Here is a 21,131-nt window from a genome sequence, read left to right on the forward strand (position 1 = left end):
CCGGGGGGCCCCCCACCCCCACCCCAAACCCCGGGGCGGCGGCGGGGTCGCCCCCCCCCTGTCCCACCCCGCCGGGGGGGCACCGCTTTCGGGGTCCCCGCCGCTGTGCTTTTCCGGCCGTTTTGGGATTTACCCACGACATATGTAGACTGGACAACGGTGTGCGACTCGTTCGCACCCACCCCCAATCGTTCTACCGAAGACCGTTGGTCGTCGATTCCGTACGGAATCGGTCGAAGGTCCGGCCAGAGTGCCGGCGGCCCACGCAGGGAGAGCCGAGGTCGGGATTCCGTTCGCCGGGCAGTGTCCGGCACGGTGTTTCCTGTGCGCCCCGGAACGCTCTGCGTCCGGGGCGCTAATTCTTTCGCCGGCCCTTTCGTTCGGTGGTACGTCACGTACCGACCATCGAGAGAGGAGGCGAAGTATGGCGAATGCCGAGAAGATCACCGCGGTCGCGGAGATCACGGAGCAGTTCCGGAGCTCGACCGCCACCGTGATCACGGAATACCGTGGTCTTTCGGTCGGCAAGCTGACCGAGCTGCGCCGGGCCCTCGGTTCCGAGGCCACCTACTCCGTCGCCAAGAACACCCTGGTCAAGCGCGCCGCTGCGGAAGCGGGCGTGCAAGGCCTGGACGAGCTGTTCGTCGGCCCCACCGCCATCACCTTCGTCACCGGTGAGCCGGTCGAGGCGGCGAAGGCGCTGAAGGCGTTCGCGAAGGACAACAAGGCCCTCGTCATCAAGGGCGGGTACATGGACGGCGCGCCGCTGTCCGTGTCCGAGGTCGAGCGGATCGCCGACCTGGAGTCCCGCGAGGTGCTGCTGGCCAAGCTGGCAGGCGCGCTCAAGGGCAACCTGGCCAAGGCCGCCGGGCTCTTCGCCGCTCCCGCTTCGCAGGTGGCCCGCCTGGCCGCCGCGCTGGAGGAGAAGAAGCGCTCCGAAGAAGGCGCTGCGGGCGCTGCCGCACCCGCCGCGGCCGAGCCCGAGGCCGAGACCGCGGAGTGATCCGCCGGGTGGCTGCCACCCACGTCCACACCACATACTTCGAAAGGAACCACAATGGCCAACGTTGACGAGCTGCTCGAGACCTTCGGCAACATGACCCTGCTCGAGCTCTCCGACTTCGTGAAGAAGTTCGAGGAGAAGTTCGAGGTCACCGCCGCCGCCCCGATCGCCGTCGCGGGTGCCGCGGCTGCCGCCCCGGCCGAGGCCGAGGCCGAGCAGGACGAGTTCGACGTCGTCCTCGAGGGCGCGGGCGACAAGAAGATCCAGGTCATCAAGGTGGTCCGCGAGATCGTCTCCGGCCTGGGGCTGAAGGAGGCCAAGGACCTCGTCGAGAGCGCGCCGAAGGCCATCCTGGAGAAGGTCGACAAGGCTGCCGCCGAGGCCGCCAAGGAGAAGCTGGAAGGCGCCGGCGCCAAGGTGTCGGTCAAGTAAGACGGTCTTTTTCCGCCCCCAATCGGCGGAGGACACGCGAGCGGGTGGTTCCCCTGGAGGGAACCGCCCGTTCGGCTTTTTCGGCCTGTCCTGCGCCTACCTGCGCGGATATCGGCGACGACAAGGGTTACTCGCGAGTCAGGTAGGGGTGTGCCCGGTCGGAAGCATGGGATACAGTGGCCCGACCCACTGTGATGTGACGCACCGGCGCTCTTCGCCGGCTCCCACAGTGGACCGTTCGCCGGAAACTGTGTGGAGGTACGCGTGGGCGTCGAGGTCAGGACCGAGGGAGTTACCAAGTCCTTCGGCTCGCAGCGGATTTGGCAGGATGTTTCGCTGACGCTGCCCTCCGGTGAGGTCAGCGCGCTGCTCGGCCCCTCGGGCACGGGCAAGTCGGTGTTCCTGAAGTCGCTGATCGGGCTGTTGCGCCCGGAGCGCGGGTCGATCTTCATCGACGGGGTGGATATCACCACCTGCTCGAACAAGCAGCTCTACGAGATCAGGAAGCTGTTCGGGGTGCTGTTCCAGGACGGCGCGCTGTTCGGGTCGATGAACCTGTTCGACAATGTGGCGTTCCCGCTGCGGGAGCACACGAAGAAGTCGGAGTCCGAGATCCGGCAGATCGTGATGGAGAAGCTGGAGCTGACCGGTCTGATCGGGGCCGAGGGCAAGCTGCCCGGTGAGATCTCCGGTGGTATGCGCAAGCGTGCCGGGCTGGCTCGCGCGCTGGTGCTCGACCCGCAGATCATCCTGGTCGACGAGCCGGACTCGGGCCTGGATCCGGTGCGTACCTCGTATCTGTCGCAGTTGCTGATCGACATCAACGCGCAGATCGACGCGACGATTCTGATCGTCACGCACAACATCAACCTGGCGCGGTCGGTTCCGGACAACATCGGGATGCTGTTCCGCCGTCAGCTGGTGATGTTCGGTCCGCGCGAGGTGCTGCTCACCTCCGAGGAGCCGGTGGTGAAGCAGTTCCTGAACGGCCGCATGATCGGGCCGATCGGGATGTCGGAGGAGAAGGACGAGACCCAGATGGCGCGCGAGCAGGCGCTCGTGGACGCCGGGCACCACCACGGTGGCGCCGAGGAGGTCGAGGGGATCATTCCGCAGATGCGGGCTACCCCCGGCATGCCGGTGCGTCAGGGTGTGCTGCGGCGGCAGGAGCGGGTGCGCGAGATCATGCACACGCTGCCGCATGCCGCCCAATCCGCCATCCGCGAATCGCTCGACCAGAGCAACGACACGCAGGTTATGGCATACAGCACAGCGGATACCGAAAGATTCCGTGGCCAGTCATATGACACCACTGTCCGCCAGAGCCGAACCGACGGGTAACATACGCCATCGTGGATTCTTCCCTGTCGCGATTGCGGGCTCCGGTCGAGTCCGGCTTTGCACAGGCCGGCAATATTTTCGCCCTGATGCTCGACGTGTTTCGCAAGACGTTCCGGCGCCCTTTCCAATGGCGGGATTTCATCGAACAGTCCTGGTTCATCGCCAGTGTTTCGATCCTGCCGAGCGCCCTCGTCGCGATTCCCTTCGGTGCTGTGGTGGCGTTGCAGACCGGCTCGCTCATCAAGCAGTTGGGCGCCGAGTCGTTCACCGGCGCGACCAGTGTGCTGGCTACGGTCCAGCAGGCCGCTCCGGTGGTGACCGCGTTGATCATCGCGGGCGCCGCCGGGTCGGCGGTCGCGGCCGATCTCGGCTCGCGCACCATCCGTGAGGAGATCGACGCGCTCGAGGTGCTCGGCGTCGATCCGATCCAGAAGCTCGTGGTTCCCCGGGTGCTCGGGATGACGCTCGTGGCGCTGCTGCTCAACGGACTGGTCTCGGTCGTCGGCATCGCAGGCGGCTACTTCTTCAACGTCCTGCTGCAGGGCGGCACCCCCGGTGCCTACCTGGCGTCGTTCTCGGCGCTCGCTCAGCTACCCGATCTCTGGATCGGTGAGATCAAGGCCGCGATATTCGGCCTGCTCGCCGGAGTGATCGCGGCGTACAAGGGCCTGCACCCCAAGGGCGGTCCGAAAGGAGTCGGTGAGGCGGTGAATCAATCCGTGGTCATCACGTTCTTGGTTCTGTTCTTCGTGAATTTGGTTCTCACCCTCGTGTACCTCCAGATCATTCCCGCCAAAGGCACCTGATCGATGGCAACTCACTATCGCCCCCCGGTTCTCGCGAAGGCCAGCCGCCGGGCAGGGGAAATCGCGCGCGTTCCGCTGAACGTGATCGACCGCGCCGGCGAACAGATGTCGTTCTATTCGCGCGCTATCGCGTGGATTCCGAAGACCGCGGTGCACTACCGCAAGGAAGTGATGCGGCTGCTGGCCGAGGTCACCTTCGGCAGCGGTGCGCTCGCGGTGATCGGCGGCACCATCGGCGTGATCGTCTTCATGTCCGGCTCGGTCGGCGTCGTCGTCGGCCTGCAGGGCTTCAAGGCGCTGGACGCGCTCGGCAGCTCGGTGCTCACCGGCTTCCTGACCGCCTACATCAACACCCGTGAGATCGCCCCGCTGGTCGCGGCGCTCGCGCTCTCGGCAACGGTGGGTTGTGGTTTCACCGCCCAGCTCGGCGCCATGCGGATCTCCGAGGAGATCGACGCGCTCGAGGTGATGGCGGTGCCAGGTGTTCCGTTCCTGGTCACTTCCCGGGTGATCGCGGGCTTCCTCGCGGTGATCCCGCTGTACGTGGTCGGGCTGCTCGGCACCTTCGTCGCCTCGCGGTTGATCAACGTCTGGTTCAACGGGCAATCCAGTGGCTCGTACGACCACTATTTCGGGTTGTTCCTGCCACCCGAAGACGTGCTCTATTCGTTCCTCAAAGTCCTGATATTCGCGTTCGTCATCATCCTGGTGCACTGCTACTACGGCTTCCACGCCACCGGCGGGCCCGCGGGCGTCGGCGTGGCCGTCGGTCGCGCGGTGCGTGCCGCGATCGTGCTGGTGATGGTGCTCGACTTCTTCCTCAGCCTTGCTATCTGGGGCACTACTACGACGGTGCGGGTGGCCGGATGAGCGGGACGCAGACCTGGCGGGCTACCGAGAAACTTCGGGTGCGTGTGCTCGGGGTCATCTTTTTCGTGCTGTGTGCGGTGTTCGTGTGGTCCACGATCGCGATCTACAACAAGACCTTCGTCGACACCGTCGACGTGGACCTGAAGACCGACAGCGTCGGCAACGCGCTCACCCGCAACGCGGACGTGAAGATGCGCGGCGTGCAGGTCGGCACGGTCCGGTCGAGCGATACCGCGGGCGGCGAGGTCACCCTCGCGCTCGCGCTCGATCCGGACAAGGCCGAGCAGATCCCGTCCAACGTCACCGCGCGGCTGCTGCCGAAGACGCTGTTCGGTGAGCGGTACGTCGACCTGGTCGTCCCGGAGGCCCCGAGCGGGCAGCACCTCACCTCGGGGATGACGCTGCGGCAGGACACCACGGGCAACGCCATCGAGATCAGCAAGCTGCTCGACAACCTGCTCCCGCTGCTGCAGGCGATCCCGCCGCAGGACCTGGCCGCCACGCTCGGCGCGCTCTCGCAGGCGCTCTCCGGGCAGGGCGCCGCGCTCGGCGAGTCGGTGGACAAGCTGGACTCGATCTTCCGCGACCTGAACGGCGTCCTGCCCGACATCCAGCAGGACCTGCGCAGCTTCGCGCAGGTCGCCGCGACCTACTCGGACGCGGCGGCGCAGCTGGTGACCGCGCTGGACAACCTGCGCACCACCAACGCGACGATCGTGCAGCGCCGCACCGACATCGACGTGCTCTTCCAGGTGCTGACCCCGTCCGCGGCGACGACGACGGACTTTCTGCTCGCCAACCGGGACAACATCATCGACGTGGCCGCCGACTCCAGGCACACCCTGGAGACGCTGGCCAAGTACTCGCCGACCTTCACCTGCGCGATGGCGAACTTCGCGCAGCTGAAGCCGCGCATCGACGAGCTGTTCGGGCCGGGCACCGGCAGGCCCGGCTCCCGGGTCAGCATCGAGCTGACCAACCCGCGCGGCCGGTATATCCCGAACCAGGACGAACCGCGCTTCTTCGACGACCGCGGCCCGTTCTGTGTGCCGGAGTTCCCGCTCGGCGTCGACCCCGGGCAGTACCCGGGCGGCCCGGTGAACGACGGCTCCTACCCGATTCCGAGCCGGAACCCGGGTGACCAGGACTCCGGGTACTTCGCGGAGCCGCAGTACGGCGCCTTCCCGGCGACCGACATTCCGACAACGGCGGGCTCGCCGCTGGAGCAGCAGCAGCTCGGGGCCATCTACGGCGCCGCGAGCGGGGTGGCACCCGAGCAGGTGCCCGGCTGGCTGACCAGGGTGGGCGCGCCCGCATTCCGCGGCAGCGAGGTGAGCATCCGATGAAGGCACTGCGCGGCGTCGGCGGTGCGCTGACCAAACTCGTCGTCTTCATCGTGGTCACCCTGATGGCCACCACGATCCTCGGGCTCTCGATCGCCAACTACACCGGCGGCGGCGACGGCTTCAAGGCCCGCTTCACCGACGTCACCTCGCTGAACCCGGGGGACGAGGTGCGCATCGCCGGCGTGCGGGTCGGCAAGGTCACCGCGGTCTCGATCGTGGACCGGCGGATGGCCGAGGTCGAGTTCGAGCTGCAGGACCGGGACTGGCTGCCCGCCTCCACCATCGCGACCATCCGCTACCGGAACCTGGTCGGCCAGCGCTACATCGCGCTCGACCAGGGCCCGGGCGAGCAGGGCCGCAAGCTCAACGCGGGCGACACCATCGCGGTGGAGAACACCAGGGCGGCGCTCAACCTGACCACGCTCTTCAACGGCTTCCGGCCGCTGTTCCGCACGCTCACCGCGGAGGACGTGAACAAGCTCTCCTACGAAATCATCCAGGTCTTCCAGGGCGAGCAGGGCACCATCCGCGACCTGGTGGCGAGCACCGCGAGCCTGACCAACAAGATCGCGGACAAGGACGCCGTCATCGGCGACCTCGTCCGCAACCTGAACGTCGTGCTGCAGACCGTGAACGACCGCAACGACCAGTTCGACCAGCTCATCGTGAACACCGAGGCGCTGGTCTCCGGGCTCTCGCAGGAGCGGAACACGGTCGGCCAGTCGGTGAGCTCGCTCGCCGGGCTGACCGACGCCACCGCCGACCTGCTGGAGCCGACCCGGCCGTCGCTGCAGGGCTCGATCGCCGGGCTGAGCCAGCTCGCCGGGACGATCACCGAGCGCAGCGACGACGTGAACACCGCGCTGGAGAACCTGCCGGTCAAGATGGAGAAGCTGGGCCGGGTCGGAAGCTACGGCTCCTGGTTCCAGTTCTACCTCTGCGGTATCGACCTGGTGATCGGCCCTGGCACCGCGGACGCGCCGCAGCTGAACCTGCCGGTCGGGCTGCCGACGGTCAACCAGCCCATCTACACCAACACGGCGCCCCGGTGCCGGGGGGAGGCCCGCTGATGGACGACCGGATTCTGCTCGGCAAGCGCAGCCCGGCATTCATGGGCATGCTCGGCCTGTTCCTGGTGCTGCTGGTGACGGTCTCGGTGTTCTTCATCGACCGGCTGCCGATCGTCGGCGCGGCCAGCCGCTACACCGCGGAGTTCACCGAGGCGGCCGGGCTCAAGCCGGGCAACGAGGTGCGCATCGCCGGCGTCAAGGTCGGCGCGGTCACCGGTGTCTCGCTGGACGAGGACCGGGTGCTGGTCGAGTTCCGCACCCAGGACGCCTGGATCGGCAACGAGACCACCGCCTCCATCCAGATCAAGACGGTGCTCGGCCAGAAGTACCTGGCGCTCGACCCCAAGGGCGCCGAGCCGGCCGACCCGGGCCAGCGCATTCCGCTGTCCCGCACGGTGGCGCCGTACGACGTGATCGACGCCTTCTCGGACGCGGCGAGCACCATCGACCAGATCGACACCGCGCAGCTGGCCACCAGCTTCCGGGTGCTCTCGGACGCCTTCGAGACGACGCCGCCGGAGATCCGCGGCTCGATCGACGGCGTCGCGCGGCTCTCCGAGACGCTGGCCAAGCGGGACGAGGAGCTGAAGAAGCTCTTCGCCGCGACCAAGCAGACCACGCAGGTGCTCGCCGACCGGAACGCCGAGTTCGAGCGGCTGCTGAGCAACGGCGGCCAGCTGCTGGCCGAGCTGAACCTGCGCCAGCAGGCGATCGCGCAGCTGCTCACCAGCGCGCAGCGGCTCTCCACCGAGCTGAGCGCCCTCGTCGCGGACAACGAGCAGCAGATCGGCCCCGCGCTCACCAACCTGCGGGACGCGATCGGGCTGCTGAACGACAACCAGCAGAACATCTCCAAGACGCTGGAGCTGGCCGCGCCCTTCTACAACATCTACGCGAACGTGCTCGGCACCGGTCGCTGGTTCGACGCGGTCATCGTCAACCTGCTGCCGCCCGCACTGCCGGAGATTCCGGGCGACCGGCCGCCGGTGCGCACACTGGGAGGGAACTGACGTGTCCGAATCCCTTGGCCGGCCCGGGTCGGCGAGGAAGGCATCGAAGTCGGTCATCGCACTGGTCGTGGTCGCCGCGCTGATCGCGGCAGGCGTGCTCTGGTGGGTCCTCGACCGCGTCGGCCGGACCGAGATCACGGCGTACTTCGATCGCTCGGTCGGCATCTACGAGGGCTCCGAGGTGCGCATCCTCGGTGTCGCGGTGGGCGAGGTCGACTCGGTCGAGCCGCAGGGCGACCAGGTCAAGGTCGTCATGCACGTGGACAGCGGGTACGACGTGCCCGCCGACGCCAAGGCCGCGCAGATCACCCCTTCGGTGGTGGCCGACCGCTACATCCAGCTCACCCCGGTCTACCGCGGCGGGCCGAAGATGGACGGCGACGGCACCATCCCGCGCGAGCGCACGGTCACCCCGGTCGAGGTCGACGAGCTGTACTCCAGCATCACCGACCTCTCCCAGGCGCTCGGGCCGGACGGCGCGAACGCCGACGGCGCGGTGAACGACCTGGTGCGCACCGGCGCCGCCAACCTGGCGGGCAACGGCGAGGCGCTGGCGAACAGCCTGACCCAGCTCTCGCACGCCGCGCGCTACCTCTCCGACTCCCGCGGCGACATCTTCGACACCGTGAAGAACCTGCAGCAGTTCGTCGCCATGCTGAACCGCAACGACCAGCAGGTGCGCGAGTTCAACGGCCAGCTGGCCGACCTCACCACCTTCCTGGCCGGCGAGAAGCAGAACCTCGGCGCGGCGCTGCAACTGCTCTCCGTCGCGCTCGGCGACGTGGCCCGGTTCGTCGACGCCAACCGCGGCCTGATCCAGGACAACGCGGCCGAGCTCACCACGCTCACCCAGACCCTCGCCGACCAGCGCGACCAGCTGGCCGCCGCGGTCGAGGTGCTGCCGGTGGCGCTGAGCAACCTGATCAACATCCACAACGGCGAGTCCGGGACCCTGGACATGCGGGCCAACATCCCCGAGCTGCAGGACCCCTTCGGCGCCGTCTGCAACCTGCTCGACCTCTCCAAGCTGATGCCGGGCGACCCGAAGTTCGAGGCGCTGGGCAGGCAGCTGCGGCCGGTGCTCGACAACTGTGCCGCCATCACCGGTCAGATCACCGCAGGCGTACAGACCCCGACGCTGATCCTGCCGTTCGGCATCCTCAGCAACGAGAACCAGCAGCAGGCCCCCGTCCCCGGCACCGTGCCGCCCATCGAGCAGGAGGGCGAGCGATGAGCCCGCGTACCCGCCTTCGCGGAGTGGCCGCCGCCGCGGCCGCCGGACTGACCGCGCTGCTGGTGAGCTCGTGCGCCGCGGACGGCATCTACAGCGTTCCGCTGCCCGGCGGCGCCGACGTCGGCGACAGCCCGTACCACGTCGACATCCGCTTCGACGACGTGCTCGACCTGGTGCCGCAGTCCGCGGTCAAGGTGGACGGCGTCCCGGTCGGCCGGGTCGAGGAGATCAGCCTGGCCGAGGACGGCTGGACCGCCAATGTCAGGGCCCTGGTGAACGCGGGCGTCGATCTGCCCGCCAACGCGCGCGCCGAGGTCAGGCAGTCCAGCCTGCTCGGCGAGAAGTTCATCGAGCTGAGCAAGCCGCAGGAGGCCGACGCGGCCAAGCTGGTGGACAACTCGGTCATCCCGGTCACCAACACCAGGCACGCCACCGAGGTCGAGCAGGTGCTCGGCGCGATGTCGCTGCTGCTCAACGGCGGCGGCGTGGCCCAGTTGCAGCCGGTGATCACCGAGCTGAACAAGACCCTCGACGGCCGCGAGGACACCGTTCGCTCGCTGCTGGAGCAGGCCAACACCCTGATCGCCGGGTTGGACCAGCAGGTCGACGACATCACGCGGGCCCTGGACGGGCTGGACACCCTCAGCTCCCGGGTGGCCGCGCAGAACGACCAGCTCGCAGGCATCCTGGACGAGCTGCCGGAGGGCGTCCGGATCCTGGAGGAGCAGCGGCCACAGCTGATCGGGCTGCTGCAGCAGCTGGACCGGCTCGGCCAGGCGGGCTTCGACGTGGTCGACACCTCGAAGGACGACCTGATCCGCGACCTGAACTCGCTGCGCCCGACGCTGCAGGAGCTGGCCAAGGCGGCGCCGGACCTGATCACCGCGCTGCCGCTGATCCCGACCTACCCGTTCCCCGACGAGGCCATGAAGAGCACCTTCGGCGGCTCGGCGAACACCTGGCTCTCGGTCGACCTGCAGATCGGCACCACGCTGAGCAACCTCGGCGTCGGCAAGCCCGCGCCCACCTACATCCCGCCGCGCGGCCCCGCGATCACCGTCGACCCGAGCAACCCGTACTACAACGGCAACGGGCCGCGCCCCGGCTGGCCGACGGTCTCGCTGATCCCGCTGCCGCCCACCCTCGCCGCGGTGCCGCTGCCCGGCGCGGCCGCCGCGCCGGGCACCCCGAACCCGCTCGGCTCGTTCCTCGAACAATTCGGAGTGGGAGTTCCGCGATGACCCGTCTGGTTCGCTACCAGCTGATCGCCTTCGTGGTGATCGCGGTGGTCGGCGTCGTCTACGTCGGCGCCACCTACATCCGGCTCGACCAGATGTTCGGCTTCGGCAAGTACGAGGTGAAGGTCACGTCCGAGCAGACCGGCGGGGCCTACCCCGGCTCCGAGGTGACCTACCGCGGCGTCCCGGTCGGCCGGGTCGGCGCGATCGACCTCGCCGACTCCGGCGTCACCATGCGGCTCGACATCGACAGCTCCGCGCCCGACATCCCGGCCTCGGCCAAGGCCGTCGTCTCGAACCGCTCGGCGATCGGCGAGCAGTACGTCGACCTGCAGCCGGAGAGCGCGGGCGGGCCCTTCCTGAAGGAGGGCTCGGTGATCGCGGGGGCGGCCACCCCGGTCTCCGTCGAGCAGCTGGTGAGCAGCGTGGACGAGTTCACCCGCACGGTCGACCTGCAGGCGCTGAACATCACCGTCACCGAGCTCGGCAAGGCATTCGACGGCAAGGGCGACGACCTCAAGATCCTGGTCGACTCGCTGAACAAGTTCACCACCACCTTCCACGAGACCATGCCGCAGACGCTGCAGCTGATCGAGGACGGCAAGACCGTGCTCGGCACCCAGGCCGAGCAGTCGGACAGCATCCTCGCCTTCAGCGACGGCCTGGAGCAGCTCACCGCGCAGCTGCGCTCCAGCGACCCGGACGTGCGCAGGCTGATCGGCACCGGCACCGACGCGGGCGAGCAGCTCGGCGCGCTGATCCAGGAGAGCGGGCCGGACCTGACGACCGACCTGACCAACCTGCGGCTGCTGCTGCGGACGCTCTCGCCGAAGAACTACGTGCTGCAGCCGATCCTGGCCATGCTGCCCGGGCTCTCGATCGGCGGCTCGGCCACCGCGCCCGGCGACGGGACCACGCACTTCGGGCTGGTGCTCGAGACCAACAACCCGCCAGCCTGTACCGTCGGGTACGAGGGCACGCAGCGCATCCTCGAGCAGATGAAGGCGCAGAACCCGGACTTCGACGACACCCGCGACGATTTCCCGTTCAACACCGACGCCAAGTGCACCGTGCCGTTCGGCAATCCGACCAACGTGCGCGGCGGTGCGCGCGCCGCGTATGCCGACCCGAACGTCCCGCAGCCGTGGGACGGCAATCCGAAGGTCGACCCGGCCAGGCTGGATCTGAGCCCGGTCGCCATTCAGATGGCCACCCTTCTGGGGGTCACCCCGAAGCGGTGACCACATCCGACGAGGTAGAGGTGTTGTCGCTGTGAGTCCCGACCCTGCCGAGCAGCCGAAGGTCTCGACCGAGAAGGTCGTCGCCGATCCGCCGCGGGCCGAGTCCGCAGGTACCGGTTCCCGGCTGCGCACCGCCGTCACCACGGTCGCGGTCGTGCTGCTCGTGGTGTCGCTCGGCGCGGCGCTGTGGTTCGGGGTCGGCTGGGCGCGGGCCGCGTTCTTCACCGACGGCCCGCGCGCCGAGGCGCGCGACTCCGCGCTGGACGGCGCGCGGCAGGCCGCGCTCAACATGACCACCATGAACATCGACGACGTGCCCGGGTCGCTGGCCACCGCGCGCTCCTCGATGACCGGCGCGATTCTCGATTCGGCCACCAAGAACCAGCAGCAGGCCGAGCAGTTGGCGAGCCAGGCCGGGGTCCGGATGGATGCCAAGGTGCTCGGGGCCTCGCTCACCGCGCTGAACAGCGAGGAGGACAAGGCGACGGCGCTGGTCGTGCTGCAGGTCGGTGAGCAGCGCAAGGACAGCACCGCGGCGCAGTTCCGCTACACCTGGACCCTGGACATGACCCAGGTGGACGGTGTGTGGAAGGTGGAGCAGGTGGCCGCGCTCGGCCAGCCCGTCCTGCTCGACGGCGGCGGTGTGCCCGCCGCCGGCGCCCCCGGTGCCCCCGCCGAGACGCCCGCCCCCGCCCCCGCCCCGCAGCCGGGTTCGTAGGAGAACGCGCATGAGCACCCCGAAGCGCCCGGTCAACCGGGTCACCTCCAAGCGCCGCCAGGCCCCCGATTCGCCCGCGAAGCCCGCCGCGGACCCCTCCGCCGTCGGCGAGTCCACGGAGACCCCGTCCGCCGCGAGCGAGGATGCGCTCACGCCCGCTCCGAGCGAGGCTGCTGTGAGCAAGTCCGCGACGAGCAAGGTCGGGCTGGATAAGGGCGAGGCGGCAAATGAAGCCGCGTCGGCGGGTGCAGACGCCGCAGGCGGCGAACCCGGTAGCGCGGCGCCCGCTGGCGAGCGGAAGTCCGCCGCAGCGTCGAGCACCACTGCGCTCCGTGGCTGGGGCGTACCGATCGCCTGCTTACTCGCCGCGGCCGTTCTGGCCGGTTTCGCCGTCATCGCAGCACTGCGTCCGGGCGTCCCGGACAACGACAAAGCCTTCGTCGACTCCGGCGCGACCGAGGAGGTCCGCGCCGCCGCCGACAACGCACTGAAGACCATCTACGGCTACGACGTGACCGCCATCGACGGCTACCCGGACGCCGTTCGCCAGGTGGTGACCGGCGACATGCTGAAGGACCTGGACCAGTTCGCCCCGACCACCATCGAGGCGATCAAACAGTCGCAGACCAGCGCCACCGCCGCCGCCGACCCGATCGGCGTCACCCTGCTCACCGACGACCGCGCCGAGTTGCTGGTGAACCTCGTGGTGAGCGCGACCAAGGACGGCGCGGCGCAACAGAGCGTCGCGGGCCCGGTCGTGCTGCGCATGACCAAGGTGGACGGCCGCTGGCTCGCCGCCGAGATCGTCGACAGGTAACCGGCACCGGAACCGAGGGAAGACAGCCGATCTCGGCATCCGGACCCACTTGACGAGGCCGGAAACAGCCGTCACCCTAGTGATTGAGCAGCGGCAGCTGACCACCCCCCACCGGGTGTCACGGCATACGCGCAGCCAGCGCGGCCGGCCCGGAAGGTATGCGGTCGAACCCCGGCGCCATCGGCGCGCCGGGTGGGACGACGATCACAGGGGTGGTACTTTGACTTCTCCGCATTCGTGGGTGTAACTTTGGAGGTTGCGCTGGCTGCCTCCTGTCCATACCTCGATTCGCACACGTGGGTTCCACCTTTCCGGTGTTGCTCCCGTTGGTGCCTGTTCGAGTCGCGTTCGGGGCGCTACCAGCGGAATTCGTAGCAGACAATAGCGACGGTCGCGGACCACCACGCGGCCCGCGTTAGGTGCTGGAAGGACGCATCTTGGCAGTCTCCACCCAGACAAGCGCCGGTTCGAATCAGGCTTTGGCGGGGTCCATTCCCGGTGCCCCGAGGCGGGTGTCATTCGCGAAGATCCGAGAGCCCCTCGAGGTGCCCGGTCTTCTCGATCTACAGACGGATTCATTCGCCTGGCTGGTCGGTACCCCGGAATGGCGGGAACGTGCCGCCGCTCGCGGCGACGGGGGCCTGACCGGTGGACTCGAGGAGGTGCTCGAGGAGCTCTCCCCGATCGAGGACTTCTCCGGGTCCATGTCGCTCTCCTTCTCCGATCCTCGCTTCGAAGAGGTCAAGGCCTCGATCGACGAGTGCAAAGACAAGGACATGACCTACGCGGCGCCACTCTTCGTGACCGCGGAGTTCATCAACAACAACACCGGTGAGATCAAGAGCCAGACGGTCTTCATGGGTGATTTCCCGATGATGACCGACAAGGGCACCTTCGTCATCAACGGCACCGAGCGTGTCGTGGTGTCCCAGCTGGTCCGCTCGCCCGGCGTGTACTTCGACCACTCCGTGGACAAGGGCACCGAGAAGGATCTGCACAGCGTGCGCGTGATCCCGAGCCGCGGGGCGTGGCTCGAGTTCGACGTGGACAAGCGCGACACCGTCGGCGTCCGCATCGACCGCAAGCGCCGCCAGCCGGTCACCGTGCTGCTGAAGGCGCTCGGCTGGAGCACCGAGGAGATCACCGAGCGCTTCGGTTTCTCCGAGATCATGATGTCGACCCTGGAGAAGGACAACACCGCCGGTCAGGACGAGGCGCTGCTGGACATCTACCGCAAGCTGCGCCCGGGCGAGCCGCCGACCAAGGAGTCGGCGCAGACCCTGCTGGAGAACCTGTTCTTCAAGGAGAAGCGCTACGACCTGGCGCGGGTCGGTCGCTACAAGATCAACAAGAAGCTCGGCATCCACGTCGGCGAGCCGATCACCGCGTCGGTGCTGACCAAGGAAGACATCGTCACCACCATCGAGTACCTGGTGCGGCTGCACTCGGGTGATCGGGTGATGACGGCGCCGGGCGGCGCCGAGGTCCCGGTCGGGGTCGACGACATCGACCACTTCGGCAACCGTCGCCTGCGCACCGTCGGCGAGCTGATCCAGAACCAGATCCGGGTCGGCCTCTCCCGCATGGAGCGCGTGGTCCGCGAGCGGATGACCACCCAGGACGTCGAGGCGATCACGCCGCAGACCCTGATCAACATCCGCCCGGTCGTCGCCGCGATCAAGGAGTTCTTCGGAACCTCCCAGCTGTCGCAGTTCATGGACCAGAACAACCCGCTCTCCGGGCTGACCCACAAGCGCCGCCTCTCGGCGCTCGGCCCCGGCGGTCTGTCCCGTGAGCGCGCCGGCCTGGAGGTGCGCGACGTGCACCCCTCGCACTACGGCCGGATGTGCCCGATCGAGACCCCGGAAGGCCCGAATATCGGCCTGATCGGTTCGCTCTCGGTCTACGCGCGGGTGAACCCGTTCGGCTTCATCGAGACCCCGTACCGCCGGGTCGTCGACGGCCGGGTCACCGACGAGGTCAAGTACCTGACCGCCGACGAGGAGGACCGCGAGGTCCGCGGCCAGGCGAACTCGCCGATCGACCTCGACGGCAACTTCCTGGAGAACCGCGTGCTGGCCCGGCGCGGCAACGAGGAGATGGAGTACGTCGCCCCCGCCGACGTGACCTACCTCGACGTCTCGCCGCGCCAGATGGTGTCGGTCGCGACCGCGATGATCCCGTTCCTCGAGCACGACGACGCCAACCGCGCGCTGATGGGCGCGAACATGCAGCGCCAGGCCGTGCCGCTGATCCGCTCCGAGGCCCCGCTGGTCGGCACCGGAATGGAGCTGCGCGCCGCGGTCGACGCCGGTGACGTCGTGGTCAACGAGAAGCCCGGCGTCGTCGAAGAGGTCTCCGCGGATTACGTCACCGTGATGGCCGACGACGGCACCCGCAAGAGCTACCGGATGCGCAAGTTCAACCGGTCGAACCAGGGCACCTGCTCGAACCAGCGGCCGATCGTGGACGAGGGCCAGCGGGTCGAGTACGGGCAGGTCCTCGCGGACGGCCCGTGCACCGAGAACGGCGAGATGGCGCTGGGCAAGAACCTGCTCGTCGCGATCATGCCGTGGGAGGGCCACAACTACGAGGACGCGATCATCCTGTCGCAGCGCCTCGTGGAGCAGGACGTCCTGACCTCGATCCACATCGAAGAGCACGAGATCGACGCCCGCGACACCAAGCTCGGTGCCGAGGAGATCACCAGGGACATCCCGAACGTCTCCGACGAGGTCCTCGCGGACCTGGACGAGCGCGGCATCGTGCGCATCGGTGCCGAGGTGCGCGACGGCGACATCCTGGTCGGCAAGGTGACGCCGAAGGGCGAGACCGAGCTGACCCCGGAGGAGCGGCTGCTCCGCGCGATCTTCGGCGAGAAGGCGCGCGAGGTGCGCGACACCTCGCTCAAGGTGCCGCACGGCGAGTCCGGCAAGGTCATCGGCATCCGGGTCTTCTCCCGCGAGGACGACGACGACCTGCCCCCCGGCGTGAACGAGCTGGTCCGGGTGTACGTGGCGCAGAAGCGCAAGATCCAGGACGGCGACAAGCTCGCAGGCAGGCACGGCAACAAGGGCGTCATCGGCAAGATCCTGGCGACCGAGGACATGCCGTTCATGCCGGACGGCACCCCGGTCGACATCATCCTGAACACGCACGGTGTGCCGCGTCGTATGAACATCGGGCAGATCCTGGAGACCCATCTCGGCTGGGTCGGCAAGGCGGGCTGGAAGGTCGAGGGCAACCCCGACTGGGCCAAGGCGCTGCCGGAGGAGATGTGGGAGGCGCCCGGCGACTCCAACATCGCCACCCCGGTGTTCGACGGCGCCCGCGAGGAGGAGCTGACCGGTCTGCTGGCCTCGACGCTGCCGAACCGCGACGGCGACCGCATGGTCGACGACAACGGCAAGTCGATGCTCTTCGACGGCCGCTCCGGCGAGCCGTTCCCGTACCCGGTGGCCGTCGGCTACATGTACATCCTGAAGCTGCACCACCTGGTGGACGACAAGATCCACGCCCGCTCCACCGGGCCGTACTCGATGATCACCCAGCAGCCGCTCGGCGGTAAGGCCCAGTTCGGTGGCCAGCGCTTCGGTGAGATGGAGTGCTGGGCCATGCAGGCCTACGGTGCGGCGTACACGCTGCAGGAGCTGCTCACCATCAAGTCCGACGACGTGGTCGGCCGCGTGAAGGTCTACGAGGCCATCGTCAAGGGCGAGAACATCCCGGAGCCGGGCATTCCGGAGTCCTTCAAGGTGTTGCTCAAGGAGCTCCAGTCGCTCTGCCTGAACGTCGAGGTGCTCTCCTCCGACGGCGCGGCGATCGAGCTGCGCGAGGGCGAGGACGAGGATCTGGAGCGCGCCGCGGCGAACCTGGGCATCAACCTGTCCAGGAACGAAGCGGCCACGGTCGACGATCTGGCGAACTAGGCGGTCCGGCCGGGTGCCGACGTCGGCACCCGGCCCCGCGTTCCATCACTAGTGAACTCTTTGCTCCATTTCGACCCGAACAGGGGAAAGGAAGTTACGTGCTAGACGTCAACTTCTTCGATGAACTCCGGATCGGTCTCGCTTCCGCCGACGACATTCGCCAGTGGTCGTACGGCGAGGTGAAGAAGCCGGAGACCATCAACTACCGCACGCTCAAGCCGGAGAAGGATGGCTTGTTCTGCGAGAAGATCTTCGGTCCCACCCGGGACTGGGAGTGCTACTGCGGCAAGTACAAGCGCGTGCGCTTCAAGGGCATCATCTGTGAGCGCTGTGGCGTCGAGGTCACCCGCGCCAAGGTGCGCCGCGAGCGGATGGGCCACATCGAGCTGGCCGCACCGGTCACCCACATCTGGTACTTCAAGGGCGTTCCCTCGCGCCTCGGCTACCTGCTCGACCTGGCGCCGAAGGATCTCGAGAAGATCATCTACTTCGCCGCCTACGTCATCGTCGGGGTCGACGAGGAGCTCAGGCACAACGAGCTCTCCACGCTCGAGGCGGAGATGGAGGTCGAGAAGAAGACCGTCGCCGACCAGCGCGACGCCGATCTCGAGGCCCGCGCACAGAAGCTGGAGGCCGACCTGGCCGAGCTGGAGGCCGAGGGCGCCAAGTCCGACGTCCGGCGCAAGGTCAAGGACGGCGGCGAGCGCGAGATGCGCCAGCTCCGCGACCGGGCCCAGCGCGAGCTGGACCGGCTGGACGAGATCTGGACCACCTTCACCAAGCTCTCGGTCAAGCAGCTCATCGTCGACGAGCTGCTCTACCGCGAGATCACCGACCGCTACGGCGAGTACTTCACCGGCGCGATGGGCGCGGAGTCCATCCAGAAGCTGATGGAGAAGTTCGACATTCCGGCCGAGGCCGAGAACCTGCGGGAGACCATCCGCAGCGGCAAGGGCCAGAAGAAGCTGCGCGCGCTCAAGCGACTCAAGGTCGTCGCGGCGTTCCAGATGAACGGCAACTCGCCGATGGGCATGGTGCTCAACGCGGTGCCGGTGATCCCGCCGGAGCTGCGCCCGATGGTCCAGCTGGACGGTGGCCGGTTCGCCACCTCCGACCTGAACGATCTGTACCGCCGCGTCATCAACCGCAACAACCGCCTCAAGCGGCTGATCGATCTCGGCGCGCCCGAGATCATCGTCAACAACGAGAAGCGGATGCTGCAGGAGTCGGTCGACGCGCTGTTCGACAACGGCCGTCGCGGCAGGCCGGTCACCGGCCCGGGCAACCGCCCGCTCAAGTCGCTCTCCGACCTGCTCAAGGGCAAGCAGGGCCGGTTCCGCCAGAACCTGCTCGGCAAGCGCGTCGACTACTCGGGCCGGTCCGTGATCGTCGTCGGCCCGCAGCTCAAGCTGCACCAGTGCGGCCTGCCCAAGCTGATGGCGCTCGAGCTGTTCAAGCCGTTCGTGATGAAGCGGCTGGTCGACCTGAACCACGCGCAGAACATCAAGTCCGCGAAGCGGATGGTGGAGCGGCAGCGGCCGCAGGTGTGGGACGTCCTCGAAGAGGTCATCGCCGAGCACCCGGTGCTGCTCAATAGGGCACCGACGCTGCACCGTCTGGGAATCCAGGCCTTCGAGCCGCAGCTGGTGGAGGGCAAGGCCATCCAGCTGCACCCGCTGGTCTGTGAGGCGTTCAACGCCGACTTCGACGGTGACCAGATGGCCGTGCACCTCCCGCTCTCCGCGGAGGCGCAGGCCGAGGCGCGCATCCTGATGCTCTCCTCGAACAACATCCTGTCGCCCGCGTCGGGCCGCCCGCTCGCCATGCCGCGTCTGGACATGGTGACCGGCCTGTTCTACCTGACCCGGCTGGAAGAGGATGCCAAGGGTCAGTACCGGGCCGCCACGGCGGATGGGCCGGAGTACGGCGTGTACTCCTCGCCCGCCGAGGCGCAGATGGCGGTGGACCGCGGTGAGCTGACCGTGCGTTCGCTGATCAAGGTGCGGCTCACCGACCAGCGGCCGCCGCGCGAGATCGAGGCCGAGCGGTTCCCGGACGGCTGGAATCGCGGCGACGCGTGGACGCTGGAGACCACGCTGGGCCGGGTCATCTTCAACGACCTGCTCCCGGCGGACTACGCGTTCATCAACGAGCAGATGCCGAAGAAGCGGCAGGCGACGATCATCAACGATCTCGCCGAGCGCTACCCGATGATCGTGGTCGCGCAGACCGTCGACAAGCTCAAGGACACCGGGTTCTACTGGGCCACCCGCTCCGGGGTCACCGTCTCCATGTCGGACGTGCTCGTTCCGCCGGAGAAGGCGGAGATCATGGAGCGCTACGAGGCGCAGTCCGACCAGATCGAGAAGAAGTACCAGCGCGGTGCGCTCGATCACCAGGAGCGCAACAACGCCCTGGTGAAGATCTGGCAGGAGGCGACCGAGGAGGTCGGTAGGGCGCTGCGCGCGCACTACCCGCCGGACAACCCGATCATCACGATCGTCGACTCGGGCGCCACCGGTAACTTCACCCAGACCAGGACCCTGGCCGGCATGAAGGGCCTGGTGACCAACCCGAAGGGTGAGTTCATCCCGCGCCCGATCAAGTCCTCGTTCCGCGAGGGGTTGACCGTGCTGGAGTACTTCATCAATACGCACGGTGCCCGCAAGGGTCTGGCCGACACCGCGCTGCGCACCGCCGACTCGGGCTACCTGACCCGTCGTCTGGTCGACGTCTCGCAGGACGTCATCGTGCGCGAGCACGACTGCGGCACCGAGCGCGGCATCGTGGTGCCGATCGCGGAGAAGCAGCCGGACGGCTCGCTGATCCGGGACGCGCACGTCGAGACCTCGACCTACGCCCGGACGCTCGCGTCCGACGCGCTGGACGCCAAGGGCAACGTGGTCGTGGCCAAGGGCGCCGATCTCGGCGACCCGGCCCTGGAGGCGCTGCTCGACGCGGGTATCACCGAGGTGAAGGTCCGCTCCGTGCTGACCTGCACCACCGGCACCGGCGTCTGCGCGACCTGCTACGGCCGCTCGATGGCGACCGGCAAGCTGGTCGACATCGGCGAGGCCGTCGGCATCGTGGCCGCGCAGTCCATCGGTGAGCCGGGCACCCAGCTCACCATGCGCACCTTCCACCAGGGTGGCGTCGCCGGCGACGACATCACCGGTGGTCTGCCCCGCGTGCAGGAGCTGTTCGAGGCGCGCGTGCCCAAGGGCAAGGCGCCGATCGCGGAGACCTCCGGCCGGGTCCGGCTGGAGGACGACGACCGCTTCTACAAGATCACGATCATCCCGGACGACGGGAGCGAAGAGGTCGTGTACGACAAGCTGTCGAAGCGGCAGCGGCTGCGCGTCTTCAAGCACGACGACGGCAGCGAGCGGCTGCTCTCCGACGGTGACCACGTCGAGGTCGGCCAGCAGCTGCTGGAGGGCGCGGCGGATCCGCACGAGGTGCTGCGGATCATGGGCCCCCGTCAGGTCCAGGTGCACCTGGTGCACGAGGTCCAGGAGGTCTACCGCTCGCAGGGTGTGTCCATCCACGACAAGCACATCGAGGTCATCGTGCGGCAGATGCTGCGGCGCGTCACGATCATCGATTCGGGCGCGACCGAGTTCCTGCCCGGCTCGCTCACCGAGCGCGCCGAGTTCGAGGCGGCCAACCGCCGCGTCGTCGCCGAGGGCGCCGAGCCCGCGGCAGGCCGTCCCGTGCTGATGGGTATCACCAAGGCGTCGCTCGCCACCGACTCGTGGCTCTCCGCGGCCTCCTTCCAGGAGACCACCCGGGTGCTCACGGACGCGGCCATCAACTGCCGCTCCGACAAGCTCATCGGGCTCAAGGAGAACGTGATCATCGGCAAGCTGATCCCGGCCGGAACCGGCATCAACCGGTACCGGAACATCCAGGTGCAGCCGACCGAGGAGGCGCGTGCCGCGGCGTACGCGGTGCCGTCCTACGACGACACCTACTACAGCCCGGATGGCTTCGGTCAGAGCACCGGTGCCGCGGTTCCGCTGGACGACTACGGGTTCAGCGACTACCGGTAGTCCTCTGTAGCAACGCATTCGGCC

At 68.1% G+C, this 21,131-nt stretch carries 15 protein-coding genes; all 15 read left to right on the forward strand.

Annotated elements, in window-relative coordinates:
- The first annotated feature begins 424 nt into the window (after positions 1–424).
- The 15 genes from rplJ (at position 425) to ACFUJ1_RS05795 (ending at position 21,107) form a co-directional block, all read left to right on the forward strand.
- Positions 425–1,003, forward strand: a complete 579-nt coding sequence (gene rplJ / locus ACFUJ1_RS05725; protein ID WP_378642872.1) for a 50S ribosomal protein L10 — start codon at positions 425–427, stop codon at positions 1,001–1,003.
- Between the two features lie 54 nt (positions 1,004–1,057).
- Positions 1,058–1,435, forward strand: coding sequence for a 50S ribosomal protein L7/L12 (gene rplL / locus ACFUJ1_RS05730; RefSeq protein WP_378642874.1), 378 nt, complete (start codon positions 1,058–1,060; stop codon positions 1,433–1,435).
- A gap of 252 nt (positions 1,436–1,687) precedes the next feature.
- The gene (locus ACFUJ1_RS05735; protein WP_378642877.1) at positions 1,688–2,776 is read left to right on the forward strand and encodes an ABC transporter ATP-binding protein; all 1,089 of its coding nucleotides are present in this window, start codon (positions 1,688–1,690) and stop codon (positions 2,774–2,776) included.
- A gap of 86 nt (positions 2,777–2,862) precedes the next feature.
- Positions 2,863–3,582 carry an MlaE family ABC transporter permease gene (locus ACFUJ1_RS05740; RefSeq protein WP_378613797.1) on the forward strand — a complete coding sequence of 240 codons (720 nt, stop codon included), beginning with the start codon at positions 2,863–2,865 and terminating at the stop codon, positions 3,580–3,582.
- A gap of 3 nt (positions 3,583–3,585) precedes the next feature.
- Positions 3,586–4,452 carry an ABC transporter permease gene (locus tag ACFUJ1_RS05745; protein WP_233020672.1) on the forward strand — a complete coding sequence of 289 codons (867 nt, stop codon included), beginning with the start codon at positions 3,586–3,588 and terminating at the stop codon, positions 4,450–4,452.
- The gene (locus ACFUJ1_RS05750; protein WP_378642881.1) at positions 4,449–5,798 is read left to right on the forward strand and encodes an MCE family protein; all 1,350 of its coding nucleotides are present in this window, start codon (positions 4,449–4,451) and stop codon (positions 5,796–5,798) included. The genes ACFUJ1_RS05745 and ACFUJ1_RS05750 overlap by 4 nt, the downstream gene beginning before the upstream one ends.
- Positions 5,795–6,868 (forward strand): MCE family protein, encoded by a 1,074-nt coding sequence (locus tag ACFUJ1_RS05755; protein ID WP_378642882.1) that lies wholly within the window; start codon positions 5,795–5,797, stop codon positions 6,866–6,868. The genes ACFUJ1_RS05750 and ACFUJ1_RS05755 overlap by 4 nt, the downstream gene beginning before the upstream one ends.
- A complete protein-coding gene (locus ACFUJ1_RS05760; RefSeq protein ID WP_378642885.1) occupies positions 6,868–7,878 on the forward strand; it encodes an MCE family protein in 1,011 nt (336 codons plus the stop codon). The genes ACFUJ1_RS05755 and ACFUJ1_RS05760 overlap by 1 nt, the downstream gene beginning before the upstream one ends.
- 1 nt (position 7,879) lies before the next feature.
- On the forward strand, positions 7,880–9,112 hold the full coding sequence (locus ACFUJ1_RS05765) for an MCE family protein (protein WP_378642888.1): 1,233 nt from the start codon (positions 7,880–7,882) through the stop codon (positions 9,110–9,112).
- Entirely contained in the window at positions 9,109–10,353 is a 1,245-nt protein-coding gene (locus ACFUJ1_RS05770) for an MCE family protein (protein WP_378642891.1), read from the forward strand. Before ACFUJ1_RS05765 ends, ACFUJ1_RS05770 begins: the two co-directional genes overlap by 4 nt.
- Positions 10,350–11,591 (forward strand): MCE family protein, encoded by a 1,242-nt coding sequence (locus ACFUJ1_RS05775; RefSeq protein WP_378642894.1) that lies wholly within the window; start codon positions 10,350–10,352, stop codon positions 11,589–11,591. The genes ACFUJ1_RS05770 and ACFUJ1_RS05775 overlap by 4 nt, the downstream gene beginning before the upstream one ends.
- Positions 11,592–11,622: 31 nt before the next feature.
- Positions 11,623–12,309 (forward strand): hypothetical protein, encoded by a 687-nt coding sequence (locus tag ACFUJ1_RS05780; protein WP_378642897.1) that lies wholly within the window; start codon positions 11,623–11,625, stop codon positions 12,307–12,309.
- Positions 12,310–12,319: 10 nt separating this feature from the next.
- Positions 12,320–13,126, forward strand: coding sequence for a hypothetical protein (locus ACFUJ1_RS05785; protein WP_378642900.1), 807 nt, complete (start codon positions 12,320–12,322; stop codon positions 13,124–13,126).
- 419 nt (positions 13,127–13,545) lie between these two features.
- Positions 13,546–17,055 carry a DNA-directed RNA polymerase subunit beta gene (locus ACFUJ1_RS05790; protein WP_378642903.1) on the forward strand — a complete coding sequence of 1,170 codons (3,510 nt, stop codon included), beginning with the start codon at positions 13,546–13,548 and terminating at the stop codon, positions 17,053–17,055.
- A 98-nt stretch (positions 17,056–17,153) separates the two neighbouring features.
- Positions 17,154–21,107 carry a DNA-directed RNA polymerase subunit beta' gene (locus ACFUJ1_RS05795; protein ID WP_378642906.1) on the forward strand — a complete coding sequence of 1,318 codons (3,954 nt, stop codon included), beginning with the start codon at positions 17,154–17,156 and terminating at the stop codon, positions 21,105–21,107.
- Positions 21,108–21,131 lie beyond the last annotated feature (24 nt).

The sequence above is a fragment of the Nocardia sp. NPDC057227 genome (assembly GCF_042669725.1).
GTDB classification, from domain to species: domain Bacteria; phylum Actinomycetota; class Actinomycetes; order Mycobacteriales; family Mycobacteriaceae; genus Nocardia; species Nocardia asteroides_A.